This is a genomic window from Bacillus sp. 5RYD7K (assembly GCF_059831465.1).
In genome coordinates this window covers 86402-104753 of record NZ_CP191200.1, presented here as the reverse complement: position 1 = coordinate 104753, position 18352 = coordinate 86402, and the positions used below count along the sequence as shown (strand labels likewise).

Genomic DNA, 18352 nt, shown 5'->3' with positions numbered 1-18352 from the left:
GAAAATTCTTAAAAATAAAAAATAAGGATATAAAAAGTGGTATGATTTTAGGAGGAAAGGACGGCTGGTGCTGTGTTGGAAGAGAAACGGTTTTATGTCTCTCTGCAAATGAAAATCGCCGGATTAATTACGGCTTTATTAATACTTGTCATCGGAACGCTTACTGTTATATTTGCCTTTCAGCAATTAAAGGAAGGCCAGAAGCAGGCGGAACAGCTGGCGGTGCAGACGGCAAAAACCATATCATACATGCCGCCTGTAAAAGAGGCATTCCGGCTTGCGGATCAAAATGCTTTTAAAAAGTTAGACGTCATTGAACAAATGAAAGAACAGGCAGGTGCGCACGCCGTCTACATTACCGATCAAAAAGGGCGTGCCGTGTTTCATTCGGCCCGCAGCAGCATTCCGAAAGATAATCAAAATCTGAAAAACAAAGCTGTCATGTTCGGCGGGGCTCCGGTTTCTGACGGAATGAAGGCCGTCCGGGGAAGCGCACCGGTTATTCTGGAGGAAAAAAATCATAACGAAGTCGTCGGAACGGTGACAGTCGAGTTTCTGCAAGATGAGATAGAAAAAGATATGAAAGCGCATTTGCGGCACTTAAGCTATTTTGCATGTTTGGTGTTCCTTATCGGCATCGGGGGAGCGGCGGCGCTCGCAAAAAGCATCCGTAAAGATACACTCGGCCTTGAACCGCATGAAATTGCGGCGCTGTACCGGGAGCGAAATGCGATGCTCCTTGCGATTAAAGAAGGGATTATCGCCGTAAACAAAGAAGGCGCGGTAACCATGATGAATTTGTCTGCGGCTGATATGCTGCATCTTCCGGAACCGATGATCGGAAGGCATATAAAAGAAATTATGCCGGGCGCAAGGCTCATGCCGGTTTTTGCAGGCGGAGAATTACCGCCGAATGTGGAGGTGCGTGCCGGGGATAAAGTGTTTATTTTAAACGTGAAAGAGATGAGACAGGCCGGGCAAGTATACGGAGCGGTCATAAGCTTTCGCGAAAAAACGGAGCTCAAGAAGCTGATTAACGAGCTGACTGAAATAAAAAAATACTCGGAAGATCTCCGTGCGCAAACGCATGAATTCTCGAATAAGCTTTACGCGATACTCGGTCTGTTAGAACTGGGAGAATACGATGAAGCCATTGAACTGATTAAAGAAGAGTACGCCATCCAGAATGAACAGCACGAAATCCTCTTTCAAAACATTCATTCACAGCGGGTTCAGGCCATACTATTAGGAAAAATGGGAAAGGCATCTGAGAAGAAAGTGAAGCTTTCAATAGATGAAAACAGCTTTTTAGAATCGCTGCCGGCGCATGTGGGCTCATCCCAGCTCATTACAATCATAGGAAATCTTATTGATAACGCTTTCGAAGCTGTCGCCGAAAAAGAGAAAAAAGAGGTATCCTTTTTTATGACCGATATCGGAAGGGATATTGTCATAGAAGTGGCGGACTCAGGAGACGGGGTGCCTCAGGAAAAAACAGAAACGATATTTGAAAAGGGATACTCTTCAAAGGGGACAAGGAGAGGATACGGCTTAGCCAATCTGAAGGAAGCCGTCAGTGAATTGCAGGGATGGATAGAGATTTCGCAGCAAAAGAGCGGCGGTGCCGTATTTACGGTGTTTATACCGAAAGAAAGGCCAAAGGGGGAATCCGTGTGATTAACATCGCGATTGCAGAGGACGACTTTCGAATCGCGCAAATCCATGAAAAATTCATCGAACATCTTGATGGATTCAATGTCATCGGCAAAGCAATCAATGCCAAAGACACCATATCGCTGCTTGAGAACCGGCAGCCTGATCTGCTGCTTTTGGATATTTATATGCCGGATGAGCTGGGAACGGATTTGCTTCCGCTCATCCGCTGCCGTTTTCCTTCTGTTGATATCATCATTATTACGGCTTCTGCCGAAACAAGACTGCTGCAGGAAGCGCTCAGATCAGGCGTTTCCCACTATGTCATAAAGCCGGTTTCGGCACATAAATTTACAGAAGTGCTTTTGCAGTACCGTGAAAAAAGAGAATGGCTGCACTCACAGCCGGAGCTGAGCCAGTCCGTCATCGATATGTTTTTCGGAAGCGGCCAGAAAGAACAAAAACAGCTCAATGATCTGCCCAAAGGCATTAATTCTATTACACTCCAAAAGATAAAAAACGCGCTCAGGACTGCCGAAAAAGGGATGACGGCTGAAGAACTGGGTGAAAAAATGGGGGCTTCCAGAACAACGGCGCGGCGCTATGCCGAGTTTCTCGTTTCTCAGGAAGAAGCGCTCGCTGAATTAGAGTACGGCATTATCGGCAGGCCGGAACGGAAATATTATTTAGCACATGAATAAGGGATGGGAGAAATGAAGCGGTTGGGAGTGCTCCTTGTTTTGCTGGCGGCGCTGGTTTCATTTGACGGACGGCAGATGGCGGGCATCCGCTCAGCCGGAGGGCCGATTGAAATCGTCGTACCCGCAGCGCCTCAAGGGGGCTGGGATGTAACGGCAAAAGCTTTGCAATCGGTAATAGAGCGGAAGCATATATTAGACCGGTCCGTAAAGATTGTCTATAAGCCCGGCGGAGGCGGAGACAGCGGCTGGAAATATGTAAACGAACGCAAAACGGATGTCATCAGTATGAATTCAAGCCTGCTGTTAAGCAATGAAATTTTAGGACAAAGCCGGCTGAAGGCAGATGATTTTACGCCTTTGGCGATTATCGCAAAAGAGTGGCAGACTGTCGCTCTTCCGAAAGATTCAAAGATAAAAAGCGGAAAGCAGCTGCTCGGGGATATTAAAACACATCCGGGCGGCATAAAGATCGGATTTGCGCCCGGTCTCGGAAATGATGACCAGCTCTCCTTTGCGAGAGCCGTGGAAATGGCGGGAATTTCGCCGTTTGATATCCGCTTTTTTCAATACGGGAGCAGCAATGAAGTCATTGAAGCTCTTATCAACCACGATATAGATGCCGCCTCGATGACCATTTCAGAAGCGAGAGACACCTATCAAAAAGGGAAAATCACATTAGCGGCCGTTACTTCTGACAAAAGGCTTTCAGGCTTCAGCGATGTTCCGACATGGAAAGAACAGGGGGTGCCGTTTGTCTTTGCGCATTGGAGAGGCATCATGGGACCGAAAGACATGACCGAAGGCGAAATCGCTTATTGGGATCAGGCTTTGAAACAGATTACCTCATCTGCGGAGTGGAAACAAATGATGAAAAAACGGGATTGGGAGAGTTTTTATAAAAACAGCAGCGGCGCAAAACACTTTTTAGAAGAGCAGACCGAGTTTTATAAAGAAATGATGAGCAGCGAAAAATAAAGATTCCGCATACATGCGGAATCCTTTTTATTTATAAATGAACAAAATGAACGAAAAGGTTATAAAAAATTAAAAATCTTTAAAATCCAAAATATTTACTTCAATATGCAATTCTCATAATATAGCAAAAAGGCGGATAAAGGGGAATCGGGCCTTTAAAATGTAAGCGTATTCATAATAAGGGGGACATACTGTGTTAGCAATCTTAGGCTTTCTTATGATGGTTGTTTTTATGGTGCTGATTATGACAAAACGGCTTTCGGTGTTAACGGCGCTCGTATTGACGCCGATCGTATTTGCGCTGATTGCCGGCTTTTCATTTAATCGGGTCGGCGGGATGATGATCTCCGGTATTGAACAGGTGGCGCCGATTGCAGTCATGATTATGTTTGCGATTCTTTATTTCGGCATTATGATTGATACCGGTTTATTCAATCCGATGGTTGCGCGTATTTTAAAACTGGTCAAGGGCGATCCGCTCAAAATTGTTGTCGGAACAGCCGTGCTGACCATGCTTGTCGCGCTGGACGGAGACGGTTCGACGACGTATATGATTACAACTAGCGCAATGCTGCCTTTATATATCATGCTCGGAATCCGTCCGATTATTTTAGCGGGAATCGCCGGGGTCGGCATGGGGATTATGAACACGATCCCATGGGGCGGCGCGACGCCGCGTGCGGCGAGCGCGCTCGGCGTGGACCCGGCGGAGCTGACGGGACCGATGCTGCCTGTCATTGCGAGCGGCATGGTGTGTATGATTGCGGTCGCTTATGTACTCGGAAGGATGGAAAGGAAACGGCTTGGGGTGATCGAATTAAAGCAGCCGTCCCATACAAATGAAACGGCTGCGGCTGCAGAAGATGAATGGAAGCGGCCGAAACTGTGGTGGTTCAATTTACTGTTAACGCTTTCTTTAGTCGGGTTTTTAGTATCAGGAAAAGTGAATTTAACCGTGCTGTTCATCATCGCGTTTTGTATCGCGCTGATTGTCAATTATCCGAAGCTTAACGATCAAAGGGAGCGCATTTCAGCCCATTCGAGCAATGTGCTGGCGATCGGGTCGATGATTTTTGCCGCAGGCGTGTTTACCGGAATTTTGACGGGGACGAAGATGGTTGATGAAATGGCCATCTCTCTCGTTTCGCTTATTCCGGAGCAGCTGGGGGGATTTATTCCGGCGATTGTTGCCTTAACGAGCGGTATTTTTACATTTCTGATGCCCAATGACGCCTATTTTTACGGCGTACTGCCCATTTTGTCCGAAACCGCCGTGGCGTATGGTGTTGATAAGGTGGAAATCGCCCGCGCTTCAATTATCGGCCAGCCGATTCATATGTTAAGCCCGCTCGTACCGTCGACGCATTTATTAGTCGGGCTTGCCGGGGTAACCATTGATGAGCATCAGAAATTTGCGATGAAATGGGCGGTTCTCGCCGTTATCGTCATGACTGCCTTTGCACTCCTTATCGGCGCGATTACGATTTTTTAACATAAAACAGCCTGTTCGTCGCACACTAAAGGCATCAGAGGAGGTGCCATGATGAGTGATCCGTTTATGCCGCTTTTTTCGGTTAAAAGCGGCGTCGGTTTTAAAGCGGCGGACGGCGTTTACGGACTGACCGTGCAGATTGCGAATGTTTACTTTATCGAAAATCCCTCAGCTCCGGGGGAAATCATTCTGGTTGACGCGGGAATGCCGCAATCGGCAGAAATGATTACAGATGAAATGAAAAGCCGGTTCGGCGAGGGGTATCAGCTGAAGGCGGTCATTTTGACGCACGGCCATTTTGACCATGTCGGTGCGATGGAAGAGCTGCTTAAACTTTGGGATGTACCGGTTTATATTCATGAACAGGAGCTCCCGTACGTCACGGGAAAAGCGGATTACCCGCCTGCCAGGCCCGATGCGAAAAAAGGGCTTGTCGCAAAGCTGTCCCCGCTGTTTCCCCGCCATACGATCCGCATTCCGTCCGTTCAGGCGCTGCCTTCAGACGGCGCCGTTCCATTGCTTGAAGATTGGAAATGGATTCATACGCCCGGCCACACCCCCGGCCATATTTCATTATTTCGGGAGAAAGACCGCGTTCTGATTGCCGGTGATGCCGTGATCACTGTTGAACAGGAATCCCTTGCGGACGTTGTCATTCAAAAGCAAGAGCTTCACGGGCCGCCCGCCTATTTCACAGCGGATACGCAGACTGCGGCAGCATCCGTTCAAAAACTGGCTGAACTGGAGCCGGAAGCGCTTTTGACGGGTCATGGGATTCCGATGTCAGGAAAAAGCTACCGTGATGATTTGCTTACACTGGCTGAAAAACTGCATTCCGTTTTGTGAAACACCTGCGAAAATCACAGGTGTTTTTTCTTTGTACTTTCCAGTATGAGACAAAAAAACCATTGTGTTCACCCTTAAAAACGATACAATGGGAAGCAGATGTAAATTGAAGGAGAGAGTTTTTTGAAACATACGGAATTACTCTGGGATGAGGCGAAGGATTTTATTGAGGTCTGCTATCAGGAACTCGGCATGGAATCGCAAATCAATACGCGTCTTCACGCGATAAAAGATGAGATAGATCGGACGGGCAGTTACGTCCATACGGCGGAAGAGCTTGAACACGGGGCGAAAATGGCATGGCGCAACAGCAACCGCTGTATCGGGCGTCTGTTCTGGCAATCGCTGAACGTCATTGACCGGCGCGGCGTGAATACGAAAGAAGAGGTGCGCGACGCTTTATTTGAACATATCGAAATCGCGACGAACGGCGGAAAAATTAAACCGACAATTACGATTTTCCCTCCTGAGAAGAATGGGGAGAAACAGGTGGAAATCTGGAATCATCAGCTCATCCGCTATGCGGGATATGAGACTGAAAAAGGAAGAATCGGCGATCCGGCATCGTATGAGCTGACGGCTGTCTGCGAAAAGCTCGGCTGGCGCGGAAAGCGGACTGATTTTGATATTTTGCCGCTGCTGTTCCGGATGAAAGGGGACGAGCAGCCGGTCTGGTACGACCTGCCTCAGGCTCTCGTGAAAGAGGTGCCGATCTCCCATCCTGATATAGTAGAGTTTGCCGATTTGAATATCAAATGGTACGGGGTTCCGATTATCGCCGATATGAGGCTTGAAATCGGCGGATTGTCGTACAACGCGGCGCCTTTTAACGGCTGGTATATGGGAACCGAAATCGGCGCAAGGAATCTTGCTGATGAAAAACGGTATGATCTGCTCAGAAAAATCGCGTCGGCCATAGGGATTTCATCCAGCCTGAATACCGACCTGTGGAAAGATCAGGTGCTTGTAGAACTGAATAAGGCAGTGCTCTATTCATACAAAAAACACGGTGTCAGCATTGTCGATCATCATACGGCGGCAAATCAATTTAAGCGCTTTGAAGAGCAGGAACAAGACGCGGGCAGAAAGCTGACGGGAGACTGGACCTGGCTGATTCCGCCGATCTCGCCGGCTTCCACCCACATTTTCCATAAATCATACGACAATACGATTGTGAAGCCGAATTATTTTTATCAGGACAAGCCTTATCAGTAACTGATGGAAAAGGTGCGGTACCCTTTCAGATGGCGTGATTCTTCGATGGTTACGCTTGTTACATTTGAGAAGGGGCTGCCTTTTCTGACGGCTTCGGCAAAGTGTTTTAACGACTCTTCAGGGCCTTCGGCAAGGATTTCAACCCGGCCGTCATCGCGGTTTTTAACCCAGCCGGTAATCTTATGTCTGTCTGCTTCCATCTGGACGAAGTAGCGAAAACCGACGCCTTGAACCCTGCCGTCTGCAAACATATGATATTGAAGCATGGAAAAACCACCTTTTTCCTACTATGATAAAGGAAAGATATGATATTTCGCAAAGGATGTGAACGGGATGACGCAAGACTATTCTGTCTTATCTATCAATCTCGGAATGCCGGCAACTCTTGAATTTGCCGGCAGACAAATCAATTCCGGCATCGTCAAGCAGCCTGCGGATTCTCCCGTCATGCTGTATAAAACCCATTTTGCGGGGGACGGACAAGCCGATCTGAAGAATCACGGCGGCCCTGATAAAGCGGTGTGCGTGTATCCCGCCGAGCATTATTCATATTGGGAAACAACGCTTGCGAGAAAGCTGCCCGCCGCAGCGTTCGGAGAGAATGTAACAGTCAAAGGGCTGGCCGAACAGGACGTATGGATCGGAGACGTGTTTCAGCTGGGCGAAGCCGTCGTTCAAGTAAGCCAGCCGCGCCAGCCCTGCGTCAAACTCGCCCTCAAGTACGGCATCAAAGATATGGTGCTCCGTGTACAGCAGACGGGATTTACCGGCTTTTATTTCAGGGTGCTTGAAGAAGGATATGTCGATCCGCATCCGGTCCTCAAGCGTTTGTCGCGAGGCAAAGAAAGCATTTCCGTCTGGTATGCGAATGAAGTGAAATACCGTGATTCAGGCAATCTGCCGGCCATTGAAGAAGTGCTCCGGGAAGAAGCGCTGTCAGAAAGCTGGAGGGAGTCCTTTCTTAAAAAAAGAGACAGGCTCTTGAATGTATAGAAAAAAAGCCGTGCTGCACTGACAGCACGGCTGATTGACGTTATGCTTGTTTCTTTGTTTCCAGCAGATTGGCAAGGAAATACTTTTTGAAGCTTTGAAGCTTTCTTCCTTCATAGTGGGTAATTCCTTTTTTCTTTAATTCTTCTACATACCAGCCTTTACTGCCATAATGCATGTCAGAAAACTCCTTTCTCCGTTCTCCCTCAGGGGAGAGTTTCTTCAGTTTTTGCCAAACTTTTGGCATTGTAACATCTATAAAAAGACACTGAAAAGGGGTAAAGCAAAAACTGAGCCTTTCGATTCAGAGATGTAAAGCTTTCTTACATATATATGTAAAGGACGGTCTTTTCATGCTTAATGGCCGGTTAATTTTAACAGCACCGTGCCGAGTGTCATAATTCCGAATACGACGCCGAAATAAATCAGCATCCCCTTCTTTTTCTTCACCCCGTAAACGGTAAGAATGATGCTTTCAATAAAGAAAATAAACCCGAAGATAATAAACCACATGTTGAAAAATGGCTCCTTTCACAGACATATGTCCAGTGTAGCACATCTCTTGTCACGAAACATAAAAAGCCGGGCACTGTATCAGTGTCCGGCAAGTTTGACGAGAAGCTGGGCCAAATGCTGTTTTTCATTGTCGTCCGCAATATCCCACAGCTCTTGTAAAAGTTTTTCTTCCGCATTGCGGGGCTCCTCGTGCTTGGCGAGATAGTCCCCGAGGATGGCGGCGCTTTTGATGATTTTGCTGTCATCCAGGCCTAGTTTCTTTCCGGCGGAAATTTTCTGGTGAAGGTACGCTTTAAATTCCTCGAAATCCTCTAAAATCTGCTGTTTCGTTACGCCGTGCATGGCGTGTATTTCGTTTTCGATTTTGATTTTTTCTTTATCTTTTTTCATGCGTCTCCCTCCTTCGGGTTAGTTGTTGTATACCTGTTTGGGAGGGAGATGAAACATTACAATGCCGTTAAAATAATCGGTTTGTCTTTTGTGATGACGATGGTGTGCTCCACTTGGGCGACAAGGCTTTTATCCGGTGTTTTATATGTCCAGCCGTCTCCCGCTTCAACAATGGTTTCAGCCTTCGTGGAAATAAACGGCTCAAGCGCGATCACGGTGCCGTTTTTAAACAGCGCGTTATCAAACGGATCGTAGTAATTCATGATGTGGTTAGGCGCTTCATGGAGGTTTCTGCCGATTCCGTGGCCCGTCAGCGTTTTAATGACGGTAAATCCGTTGGAGCGGGCTTCATGGTAGACGGCTCTGCCGATCTGGTTTTGGCGTTTTCCGGCTTTTGCCTGATCCAGTCCCTTTTGAAACGCGGATTGTGCACAGTTGCAAAGCTTTTGCAGACGTTCATCGCCTTCTCCGAGCACAAATGAAATTCCCGTATCGGAATAAAAACCGCCGAACTCCGCCGAAATATCGATATTTACAAGATCCCCGGCTTTTAAGATTTTAGAGGCGCTCGGAATGCCGTGAGCGACTTCGTCATTTACGCTGATGCATGTCACGCCGGGGAAATCGTATTCCTTCTCCGGAGCGGAAGCGGCTCCGTGTTCGTCAAGCACCGCCTTTCCGATCAGGTCAAGATCTTTCGTGCTCATGCCGGGCTCTGCCTTTTTCTTCATTTCTTCACGCGCCAGGGCGACGATTCTGCCGATTTTTTTAAGACCTTCTAATTCTTGATCGTTCGTTACAATCATTGTCATTCCCGCTTTCTATGTTTAATCATCTGATTCAAGCTTACCACAACTGCTTTATAAATAGAAAACCAACAAGCCTTATGTGCATAAATGAAGGGAAAATTGGTATAGATCACTAGATAACTTATGTGATATATTTAAGAAAAAAGAAGGGGGATGGGTAAAATGCTTCAATTTTTGCAAAAACTCGGAAAATCCTTTATGCTTCCGATTGCCGTTCTGCCCGCCGTGGGTATTATTTTGGCCATCGGCAGAGAGGATTTATTAAATATTCCGTTCATTTATGCGGCGGGGACAGCGGTATTTGATCATTTGCCGCTGATTTTTGCGATCGGAATCGCGATCGGGATCTCAAAAGACAGCAATGGGGCCGCCGCTCTGTCGGGAGCAATTTCCTATATTATGCTGGACGCGGCTGTAAAATCAATCAATTCGACAAATAATATGGCCGTTTTCGGAGGGATTATCGCGGGGTTAATTGCGGGATACACGTATAATCGCTTTAAGGATACGAAGCTGCCTGAATATCTCGGATTTTTCAGCGGGCGCAGGCTCGTTCCGATTGTAACGGCGCTGATTACCATTATTTTGGCCGGTATTTTCGGCTTTGTGTGGCCGCCTATTCAGTCGGTGATTACGTCATTCGGGGAATGGATGATCGGGCTTGGGGGCATCGGCGCCGGGATTTACGGGATTTTTAACCGGCTTTTGATTCCATTCGGTCTTCATCATGTGCTGAATAATATTTTTTGGTTCCAATTTGGCGATTTTCACGGAAAAACGGGAGATCTGGCCCGCTTCTTTGCGAAGGATCCGACGGCCGGGACTTATATGACGGGGTTCTTCCCGATTATGATGTTCGGGCTTCCGGCCGCTTGTCTGGCAATGATTGCCGCAGCTAAGCCAAGCAAGCGCAAAGCGACGGCCGGGATGATGATCGGTCTTGCGCTGACGGCATTTATTACCGGAATTACAGAACCGATTGAATTTGCATTTATGTTTTTATCACCGCTTCTGTACGGGGTTCATGCTTTATTAACCGGGTTCTCTTTATTTATCGTCAATATTCTCGGCATCAGATCAGGCTTTTCGTTCTCAGCGGGGGCGATAGATTATCTTCTCAGCTACGGTATTGCGGAAAAACCGCTTTTGCTGCTCGTTGTCGGGCTTTGTTATGCGGTGATCTATTTTGCCGTCTTCTACGTGCTCATCAAATCGTTAAACTTGAAGACGCCGGGACGGGAAGATGATGAGGAAGAGGAAGAAGTGCTTAGTGAGGATACGGCCGGTTCGGTTGAAGAACATGCCATGCTCAAGGGGCTCGGCGGCAGACAAAATCTCGAAACGATTGACCACTGTGCGACCCGCCTCAGACTGACCGTTCAGGATACATCCCTCATTAATGAGACGGCACTTAAAAAAGCGGGAGCAAAAGGGGTTATCAAAACGGGGAATAAAACGGCGCAGGTCATTATCGGGCCGAACGTCGAGTTTGTCGCAGAAGAGCTGAGAGAGGCCGTCCGCCATGACGGTCAGAAGTAGAACGAAGCCCGGGTCATCTATATGATCCGGGTTTTTTTGAACATATATCAAGTTTCACATAATGGACAAAAAACAACGTTTCCTCCTGTGGTAAGATTCATGTAGAACAAGTATGGAGATGATGTAAGGTGACGTGGATTGCAGTTGTTTCAATTGTTGTCATAAGCCTGATTAAGATTGTGCTGACATGCCTTCCTACCGGAGCGGTGGAATGGATTCTCCGAAAATTTGAAACCCATTCGAAGCTCAGTGACGCGTCCGCTGCCGTATCCCTCGGCGGAAAACGTCTGGAAGGCGAAGACAAACGCCGGGTGATTGATGATTTTAACGAAGCCGTATTTATCGAACGGCATTATATATACCCAGGTGATGAAGAGCGGTATCTTCATCCGCAGAACGGAGCCGACCCGCTTGTCATTAAGACGAGAAAAGGGAAAAAAGATGTGACGGTGTTTGTATACAGCTACGAAGATCATGTAGATGTCGTCAAACAGCAGAAAAAGAAAGTCGTCGCTTATTCGGTTCTTTCCGACAGCCTGCAAAAGCGCTCTATGGCCGCTGCCGGGAGCTGAACATAAAAAAGCCAGATCATTGATATGATCTGGCTTTTGTTTATTCTTTTTGATCATCTGCTGAAGAATCTTCACGCTTTGTATAATCGAATTGTGAAGGATCCACTTTCTTGAAGCCTTTCGGCTGATAGAAGCGAAGCAGATCTCCGTTGATGATCTTATCAGACATTTCAAGCTCAGTCTTGACGAGTGAGTCTTCTTTTTTGTCGACTTCTGAATCATCTAAAAGTCTTCCGGTTTTCGTATCGTAATACTTGCCGGATACTTTCGTGTAGTTCGGTGAGATGAAGTCGCCGTTACGGAACGGAATCACTTCTCTGTGCTCTTTCGATAAGATATCTGAACCTGACATGAGATAATCTTTCGTATCGACGCCGAGCAGATGGAGAACGGTCGGCGCGACATCGACATCGCCGGCAAATTTATGATTGCGGCCGCCTTTCACGCCCGGAGCGTGGATAAAGAGCGGAACCCGCTGAAGCTGGGCATTCTCGTATTCATTGATCTCATCTTTGCCAAGCACTTTCGCCATCGCTTTATTATGGTTTTCAGAGATGCCGTAGTGATCTCCGTACATCACAATAATCGATTTATCATACAGGCCGTCTTTTTTCAGGTCATGAAAGAACTGTTCGATTGATTCATCCAGATAGTTCGCGGACTGGAAGTAGTTATTGACGACCGAATCGCCAAAGTCTCCTGCCGGGAAGTCTGTGTCTTCTTTATCCATCCCGAACGGGAAGTGGTTTGACAGCGTAATGAACTTCGTATAGAACGGCTGCGGCAGGCTCTTTAAGAGCGGCATGGATTCTTTGAAATACGGTTTGTCTTTCATGCCGTAGTTTTTCGTATTCTCTTCGCTCATGTCATAATAAGCAGAATCGAAAAACTTATCGATGCCTTCCGCTTTGTACATTTCGTTACGGTTCCAGAACGTCTGCGTATTTCCGTGGAAAGCGGCAGACGTGTAGTTTTTGCCTTTTAAAATCGCAGGAACGGACTGCAGCGTGTTTTGCGCTTTATTGACGAAAACCGAACCTTGCGAGAGCGGGTACAGAGAGTTCTCCATCATAAATTCCGCATCTGATGTTTTACCTTGTCCCGTTTGGTGGAAAAAGTTATCAAAGTAGAATGTTTGATTGTCATGCGCCAGTTTGTTTAAAAATGGCGTCACTTCCTTGCCGTTAATTTTGTAATCAATGATGAAGGACTGAAGAGACTCTAATGAGACATAGATGACGTTTTTTCCTTCGGCTTTTCCGAAGTAGACGTTGTTCGGCACGTCATAATTGGCCTTCATATAGTTTTCCACATCCGTTACATCGCTTGAATCGGCAAGCGCGCGCTGGCTGTTTGACTTCACATTCTGCACGGCATCGTAAATCGTAAAGTTGTACGTGCCCAAGTATTTCACCAGATAGTTACGGTCAAATGAGCGTGTCAAAAGCTCAGGACGGTCGGTTTCCGCTACGGCGAGGTTGATCAGGAACACAAGCACGGCGGAAGCCAAAACGATTCTGAATGATTTCTTCGCCGGTTTTTCAGCCGGTTTTTTCATCTTAATGGCCAAAATAATCAAAATGACGGTATCCAGGAAGTAGAAGACGTCTGTCCATCTCATTAATGAGAACGCGCTGTCTCCGAGCTGGCCGCCGTTTGTTTTTGCCTGCATCATGACCGGGATGGTAATGAAATCATTAAAGAATCTATAATAGACGATGTTTGCATAAAGCAAAAAAGACAATAAAAAATGAATCACAATAATGGCTGTCTGCTGTAATTTTTTCTTGAAAAGAAGTCCAAATCCAAGAAAGAACAGGCCGGAGCTCAGCGGATTCACAAAAAGCAATATTTTCTGGATCGTGTTGTCTATGCCGAGGTTAAAGTTTAAAATATAAGCAGCATATGTTTTCACCCACAATAACACGACCGCTATCAAGAAGAAGGCAAGTCCTCTTTCTTTTATAAATGTTTTCATTGTTACACTCCTTTTTTCCGATCACGGTTTACACGGAACGATAGAAAAAACGAACGTAATCAATATACCATGAAACCAGCAAATAGAAAAGGTGGAAAAGGCTCATCGGAAAAAGGGCGAAAAACACTGTCGCAACGGCGGTTTATCTGTTGAATGCCGGCTATGAAAAATTCGAATGGAACAAAATGGGATATGGATTTTTGTATGGATATGATCCGGTTTAATTGAAAAAAGGAGGTAACAAGTGATGGATATTGCCCATATCGTGGCTGAAGATAAAATCAAGCGCGCCATTAAGGATGGAGAATTCGCCGGCATCAAAGGCATGGGAAAGCCCCTGCCGAAAGACGATGCCGCACATCTTCCGGAGTCGCTCAGAATGGGCTACCGCATGTTGAAAAATGCCGGGATCGCCGAGGATGAGGGCGCGCTGAAGAAAGAGCTGATGACGCTCGATTATTTGATCGCCAAGTGCCGCAATGAAACGGAGCTGGATCACCTGCGGAACAAACGGACGGAAAAACAAGTCAGACTCGACAAGCTGACGGAGGAGAGAGACATGTTCTCAGAACCCGCATCTTCTCATTATAAGGAGAAAGTGTACAGACGCCTGAACCGTCCGTAAACCGGTTCCTTATATTTTCTGCTGAAAAGGAATGTATTCCATAAGGCGCGGATAGGAAATGTGTAGCAGGCCGTTCATGCACTGCGCCTGCAGCAGATGGGGCTCAGCCGGTTCAGGGAGTTCAATCGTCTCATCAATTTCTCCGTAATACCGATTTTGGCAGATCCCCATGTCCTTTGGAAAAAGGGGCGTGATGTTTCCTTTTATATGCAGCCGTGTTCTTGACACCAGCCTCAATGTCAATTCTTCTTCGTAAACGCCGGGCATTTCCACAATGACAAATGTGTGCTGTTCATCCTGATAGATATCATAAACCAGGGTGTTTTTTTGTAAGGAGAAAAACTCTTCGGGAGATTTCCGTTTCAGGACATTGGTCCAAAAGTCGCTGGGCTTGTGCTCGTTCGTAATCTCAAGCCACTTTCTCATTTTTTCGATATCCACTTCAGCAAACCCCCCTTATATTTGATTTGCGATCGGCATTGACGGGTTGGCGATCTGATCCTGGTCGCTCACATCAGGATCAAGATGGCCCGAATTCAAACATCCGGCGGCCGGTGAAAAGTCTCCTAAAGAAAAGTTCGCGCCGACAAATTTGCTGTTGGCGGTGTGGCTGTTTTGTACGGTCTGACCGATATCGACGTTTCCGTTTTGGGTGGCTCCGTTTACTTTTATATTGACGACGTTAATTTGGTAAGGCATTCATAAAAACCCCTTTAATCTATAATGGGCGGCACCGGCGTAATATTTGCGGTATCTGCGGTTCCGATGGCTGTCTGGTCGTTTACATCAGGATCATTTAACAAGTTCTCCATCATCGATTCTATAGGTGACGTATCGCCGAATGAAGAGTTCAGTCCTTGTGATTTGTTGTTTGTGGTGGGACTGTTGTATGCCGCTTCCCCAATCGTAATAGATCCGTTGCCAGAAATACTGTTAATCTTCAGATAGTACAGGTTGATAACAGTGGATGGCATCTCTTCACACCTCTTTAACTTAGTTGTACAGTACTGTATGCTTTTTGCGCTCCTGTTGTGAATTCCGCCCGGATTCAGCCATATGGCGGTCGTGAAAAACCGTATCTTTTTGGAGGGCGCCAGCCTCTTTCAGTACACAGAAAGCCGGCACAGGCTCGATACATTCCGTTTCGTCGGCTTTGCGAGAAGAGAAAAATAAAAACGGACTGCCGCGGCAGCCCGTTTTTTTGTCAGTATCAAAATGAATACTATCCAACAAAAATGTGCGTACTGGTACTTTCAAAAATAATGGCTACAATAGTACATAACGAGATAAAAAGGAGAGATCATGAATGTCAGATAAAAAACAGCAGATCATCGAAGCGTATCAATTCAGACACGCCACAAAGGAATTTGATCCTGAGAAAAAAATTTCAGAAAGTGATTTTGAATTCATTTTAGAAACGGGAAGACTGTCCCCAAGCTCACTCGGTTTGGAGCCTTGGAAATTTGTCGTCGTTCAAAACCCGGAGCTTCGTGAAAAACTCCGCGAGTTCACATGGGGCGCGCAAAAGCAGCTGCCGACTGCAAGCCACTTCGTACTTCTGCTTGCCCGGACGGCAAAGGATATCCGTTTTGACGCCGATTATGTCAAAAACCACTTGAAGGAAGTCAAAAAAATGCCGGAAGATATGTATGAAGGCTATATCAGCAAAACAGAAGATTTCCAGAAAAATGATTTCAATCTGCTTGAATCAGATCGCGCGCTGTTTGACTGGGCTTCCAAACAGACATACATCGCCCTTGGCAATATGATGACAGCCGCGGCGCAGATCGGAATCGACTCCTGCCCTGTAGAAGGCTTCAACTACAAAGAAATCCACCGGATTCTTGAAGAAGAAGGACTTCTGGAAAACGGAAGTTTCGACATCTCTGTCATGGCCGCATTCGGTTACCGTGTCAGAGAACCGCGTCCGAAAACAAGATCTGCCGCAAAAGACGTTGTAAAGTGGGTATAAGATCAATAAAAAAAGCTGCCGGGAGTTTCCCGGCAGCTTTTAACGTTTCGTCTGTTTCGCTAAAAAACAGGCGGTGATCCAGGACGTAACGGGAATGATGATGCCGATCCCGACGCCGGCGCAAAGAATGGTGACGGCTTCCGCGCTGAAGACTTTTGAGTTCACTATTTTTTCAGCAGAGTATGATAAGTCTTTAAACCAGATAATTAAAGCCAAATAGCTGCCGAAAAAAGCAAAGAATAGCGTATTTGTATTCGTTCCTAAAATATCTCTTCCGATGCTTAAACCGAATTTGTACAGATCTTTTCGGCTCATGGACGGATTATAGCTGTAAATCTCTCTCATGGGTGATGTAATGGAGATCGCGACATCGGTAATTGCCCCTATCGTGCCCATAATGATCATAGCCGCGGTAACCTTTACAAAATCCACCCCGACAAAAAGTGTGAATATGCCGATATCACCCAGTTCTTCTTCACCAAACCCTTGAATCGAAGTCTGTTTCGTGACGGCCAGAATAAAAAACAGCATCAATACGATCGTCAGCATGGCAGAAATAAAGGCGGTTACGGTTTTGACGTTTCCCCCGTTAATATAAAAAAGTGTAATGCTGCAAATCGCGGCGGAAGAGAGCAACGTTAAAACAATCGGATTGATGTGCGGGTCAGTCATTAAAATGATGGTGAGAAAGAGAACGCCGAAATTTAAAAATAGCGCAATAAAAGACCTCGCTCCCTTTTTACCGCCGATGAGAACCATCAATAGAAATAAAATCGCCGCAAGAATTACGATGACATTCATGAGCTTGCCTTCTTTCGTTTAATAAAAAAGACAGAAGCATACAGACTGGCGGGGATGGTTAATACAATTCCGATTCCCCCGGCCAATGCTCTGGCTATTTCCAAGGAAATGTTCATAGAAAGAGTGAATCCTATCGGGGAATCATTTTTCAAATACAAAAGCATCATCGGTATAGAGCCGCTGATATAGGCAAAAAACAGAATGTTGGTCATCGCCCCCATGATGTCTTTACCGATCTCCATTCCGGAACGTTTGAGTGCTTGTAATGAGATACTCTTGTTTTCTTCATATAATCCAAAGACAGATGACGTCATGGTAATGGCCACATCCATGACCGCTCCCAGTGATCCGATAAATACTCCGGCCATGAACACCGTGTGATAAGGGCGGGTTAAATACTGCATTTCTTCATATCTGAGACCTTTTTCTCCGGTTGCCGCCATCACCAAATACGTAATGAGCAGGGAGACAAAAGTGCCTGCGAGCGTCGCGGCTATGGCGGCATATGTTTTCGCGTGAAAACCGCTGACAAGCAGCAATGAAATGACAGTAAAGATGAGAATACAGATACCGCAGATGAAAATCAGCCCGATATTCGGGTGCTTTCGGTACAAATCTAATGCATAAGACAATAAAACAGCATTAAACATCAGGCTGATGATCGAAAAGAAGCCTTGTTTTTTGCCGACGATCAGTAAGGTGAATATGAAAATCCAAGCGATCAGCAAAAGCTGTTTATCCCGTTTTTTATCTATAATGCTTCCGGATATATCCTTACTTGATGTTTTCCCTTTATCAATAGAGACGAATACTTCATCGCCGGGCTGATATTTCTGATCATTCGCTCCGGATGAGGAATACTGATTGGACAAATGAATGAGCTTTCCTTTTTGACTGCCGTTTTCAAGTTTGGCTGTAATCGTCTGATTGAAAATCTTATCTTTGTTTTTGTGCATGTCCTGCACATCAGACTGGTGTTCCAATGCTGTTTTTGTCACCTTGGCAATCGGGCGCTCATAAAAAGAAGCGTTGTAATTGACGAAAATGAGCGAGCTGATACAGCAAAGCGCTGTTATCACGTAAAACAGCTTTATTTTGTAAGTCATGCTGTTGCGTTTGTTTTTTGTTATTTTCAAAAAAAGTCCTCCAAACAGGCCCCGCCGTGAAGTGTCAAGCTATGCAGCAGCTGCATAAATAACGCTCATATTTTATCATTCGGCCGTACCGCTGTCGATTCAGAGGGCGGACCGGGAAAAGCTCCCCTGACATCAGATCAGG

22 protein-coding genes and 1 pseudogene are annotated in these 18352 nt (G+C 46.3%); 12 read left to right on the top strand and 11 right to left on the bottom strand.

Going from position 1 to position 18352, the window contains the following annotated elements:
- Positions 1–72: 72 nt before the first annotated feature.
- The 6 genes from ACQE26_RS00525 (at position 73) to nosA (ending at position 6882) form a co-directional block, all read left to right on the top strand.
- On the top strand, positions 73–1677 hold the full coding sequence (locus ACQE26_RS00525) for a sensor histidine kinase (RefSeq protein ID WP_500470366.1): 1605 nt from the start codon (positions 73–75) through the stop codon (positions 1675–1677).
- On the top strand, positions 1674–2354 hold the full coding sequence (locus ACQE26_RS00520; protein ID WP_047476460.1) for a response regulator: 681 nt from the start codon (positions 1674–1676) through the stop codon (positions 2352–2354). The genes ACQE26_RS00525 and ACQE26_RS00520 overlap by 4 nt, the downstream gene beginning before the upstream one ends.
- A gap of 12 nt (positions 2355–2366) precedes the next feature.
- The gene (locus ACQE26_RS00515) at positions 2367–3329 is read left to right on the top strand and encodes a tripartite tricarboxylate transporter substrate binding protein (protein WP_500470365.1); all 963 of its coding nucleotides are present in this window, start codon (positions 2367–2369) and stop codon (positions 3327–3329) included.
- A 193-nt stretch (positions 3330–3522) separates the two neighbouring features.
- Positions 3523–4821, top strand: coding sequence for an Mg(2+)/citrate complex secondary transporter CitM (gene citM, locus ACQE26_RS00510; protein WP_500470364.1), 1299 nt, complete (start codon positions 3523–3525; stop codon positions 4819–4821).
- Between the two features lie 51 nt (positions 4822–4872).
- Positions 4873–5667, top strand: a complete 795-nt coding sequence (locus tag ACQE26_RS00505) for an MBL fold metallo-hydrolase (protein WP_500470363.1) — start codon at positions 4873–4875, stop codon at positions 5665–5667.
- Between the two features lie 123 nt (positions 5668–5790).
- Positions 5791–6882, top strand: coding sequence for a nitric oxide synthase (gene nosA / locus ACQE26_RS00500; RefSeq protein ID WP_500470362.1), 1092 nt, complete (start codon positions 5791–5793; stop codon positions 6880–6882).
- On the opposite strand, the gene ACQE26_RS00495 is transcribed toward nosA, so the two are convergent.
- Positions 6876–7148 (bottom strand): acylphosphatase, encoded by a 273-nt coding sequence (locus ACQE26_RS00495; RefSeq protein ID WP_064778127.1) that lies wholly within the window; start codon positions 7146–7148, stop codon positions 6876–6878. The genes nosA and ACQE26_RS00495 overlap by 7 nt on opposite strands.
- Before the next feature lie 67 nt (positions 7149–7215).
- Here ACQE26_RS00495 and ACQE26_RS00490 point away from each other — a divergent pair, with 67 nt between their 5' ends.
- Complete coding sequence (locus ACQE26_RS00490) at positions 7216–7875, top strand: MOSC domain-containing protein (RefSeq protein WP_500470361.1); 660 nt, start codon at positions 7216–7218, stop codon at positions 7873–7875.
- A 40-nt stretch (positions 7876–7915) separates the two neighbouring features.
- On the opposite strand, the gene ACQE26_RS00485 is transcribed toward ACQE26_RS00490, so the two are convergent.
- The 4 genes from ACQE26_RS00485 to map all read right to left on the bottom strand — a co-directional run bounded on the left by ACQE26_RS00485 (position 7916) and on the right by map (position 9584).
- Positions 7916–8050 (bottom strand): YflJ family protein, encoded by a 135-nt coding sequence (locus tag ACQE26_RS00485; protein WP_003155609.1) that lies wholly within the window; start codon positions 8048–8050, stop codon positions 7916–7918.
- Positions 8051–8229: 179 nt separating this feature from the next.
- Positions 8230–8385 carry a hypothetical protein gene (locus tag ACQE26_RS00480; protein ID WP_003155608.1) on the bottom strand — a complete coding sequence of 52 codons (156 nt, stop codon included), beginning with the start codon at positions 8383–8385 and terminating at the stop codon, positions 8230–8232.
- Positions 8386–8466: 81 nt separating this feature from the next.
- Positions 8467–8778, bottom strand: a complete 312-nt coding sequence (locus ACQE26_RS00475; protein ID WP_003155607.1) for a DUF3243 domain-containing protein — start codon at positions 8776–8778, stop codon at positions 8467–8469.
- Positions 8779–8834: 56 nt separating this feature from the next.
- The gene (map, locus tag ACQE26_RS00470; protein WP_064778125.1) at positions 8835–9584 is read right to left on the bottom strand and encodes a type I methionyl aminopeptidase; all 750 of its coding nucleotides are present in this window, start codon (positions 9582–9584) and stop codon (positions 8835–8837) included.
- A 165-nt stretch (positions 9585–9749) separates the two neighbouring features.
- Here map and nagE point away from each other — a divergent pair, with 165 nt between their 5' ends.
- Both nagE and ACQE26_RS00460 read left to right on the top strand, forming a co-directional pair.
- Positions 9750–11126 carry an N-acetylglucosamine-specific PTS transporter subunit IIBC gene (gene nagE, locus ACQE26_RS00465; protein WP_342007469.1) on the top strand — a complete coding sequence of 459 codons (1377 nt, stop codon included), beginning with the start codon at positions 9750–9752 and terminating at the stop codon, positions 11124–11126.
- 128 nt (positions 11127–11254) lie between these two features.
- Positions 11255–11698, top strand: a complete 444-nt coding sequence (locus ACQE26_RS00460; RefSeq protein WP_007408492.1) for a YfmQ family protein — start codon at positions 11255–11257, stop codon at positions 11696–11698.
- 40 nt (positions 11699–11738) lie between these two features.
- On the opposite strand, the gene ltaS is transcribed toward ACQE26_RS00460, so the two are convergent.
- Complete coding sequence (gene ltaS, locus ACQE26_RS00455; RefSeq protein ID WP_060963338.1) at positions 11739–13676, bottom strand: lipoteichoic acid synthase; 1938 nt, start codon at positions 13674–13676, stop codon at positions 11739–11741.
- 247 nt (positions 13677–13923) lie between these two features.
- On the opposite strand from ltaS, the gene ACQE26_RS00450 reads away from it, so the two are divergent.
- Positions 13924–14301, top strand: a complete 378-nt coding sequence (locus ACQE26_RS00450; protein WP_016936778.1) for a DnaJ family domain-containing protein — start codon at positions 13924–13926, stop codon at positions 14299–14301.
- A gap of 9 nt (positions 14302–14310) precedes the next feature.
- Here the strand turns inward: ACQE26_RS00450 and ACQE26_RS00445 are convergent, their stop codons facing one another.
- Genes ACQE26_RS00445 through ACQE26_RS00435 form a run of 3 tightly spaced genes read right to left on the bottom strand, consistent with a single transcriptional unit; the run spans position 14311 to position 15275 of the window.
- Complete coding sequence (locus ACQE26_RS00445; RefSeq protein WP_016936777.1) at positions 14311–14742, bottom strand: Hsp20/alpha crystallin family protein; 432 nt, start codon at positions 14740–14742, stop codon at positions 14311–14313.
- Between the two features lie 15 nt (positions 14743–14757).
- On the bottom strand, positions 14758–15000 hold the full coding sequence (locus ACQE26_RS00440; protein ID WP_003155595.1) for a spore germination protein: 243 nt from the start codon (positions 14998–15000) through the stop codon (positions 14758–14760).
- Positions 15001–15014: 14 nt separating this feature from the next.
- Positions 15015–15275, bottom strand: a complete 261-nt coding sequence (locus tag ACQE26_RS00435; protein ID WP_007408496.1) for a spore germination protein — start codon at positions 15273–15275, stop codon at positions 15015–15017.
- Between the two features lie 70 nt (positions 15276–15345).
- Here ACQE26_RS00435 and ACQE26_RS00430 point away from each other — a divergent pair.
- Both ACQE26_RS00430 and ACQE26_RS00425 read left to right on the top strand, forming a co-directional pair.
- Positions 15346–15474 (top strand): annotated as a pseudogene (locus ACQE26_RS00430) (trehalose operon repressor); the annotation flags it as partial.
- A 133-nt stretch (positions 15475–15607) separates the two neighbouring features.
- Complete coding sequence (locus ACQE26_RS00425; RefSeq protein WP_016936776.1) at positions 15608–16273, top strand: NAD(P)H-dependent oxidoreductase; 666 nt, start codon at positions 15608–15610, stop codon at positions 16271–16273.
- A gap of 39 nt (positions 16274–16312) precedes the next feature.
- Here the strand turns inward: ACQE26_RS00425 and ACQE26_RS00420 are convergent, their stop codons facing one another.
- Positions 16313–17074: a YibE/F family protein gene (locus ACQE26_RS00420; RefSeq protein WP_047476487.1), complete on the bottom strand. Its 762-nt coding sequence runs from the start codon at positions 17072–17074 to the stop codon at positions 16313–16315.
- Positions 17071–18210 (bottom strand): YibE/F family protein, encoded by a 1140-nt coding sequence (locus ACQE26_RS00415; RefSeq protein ID WP_500470360.1) that lies wholly within the window; start codon positions 18208–18210, stop codon positions 17071–17073. The genes ACQE26_RS00420 and ACQE26_RS00415 overlap by 4 nt, the downstream gene beginning before the upstream one ends.
- Between the last annotated feature and the right edge of the window lie 142 nt (positions 18211–18352).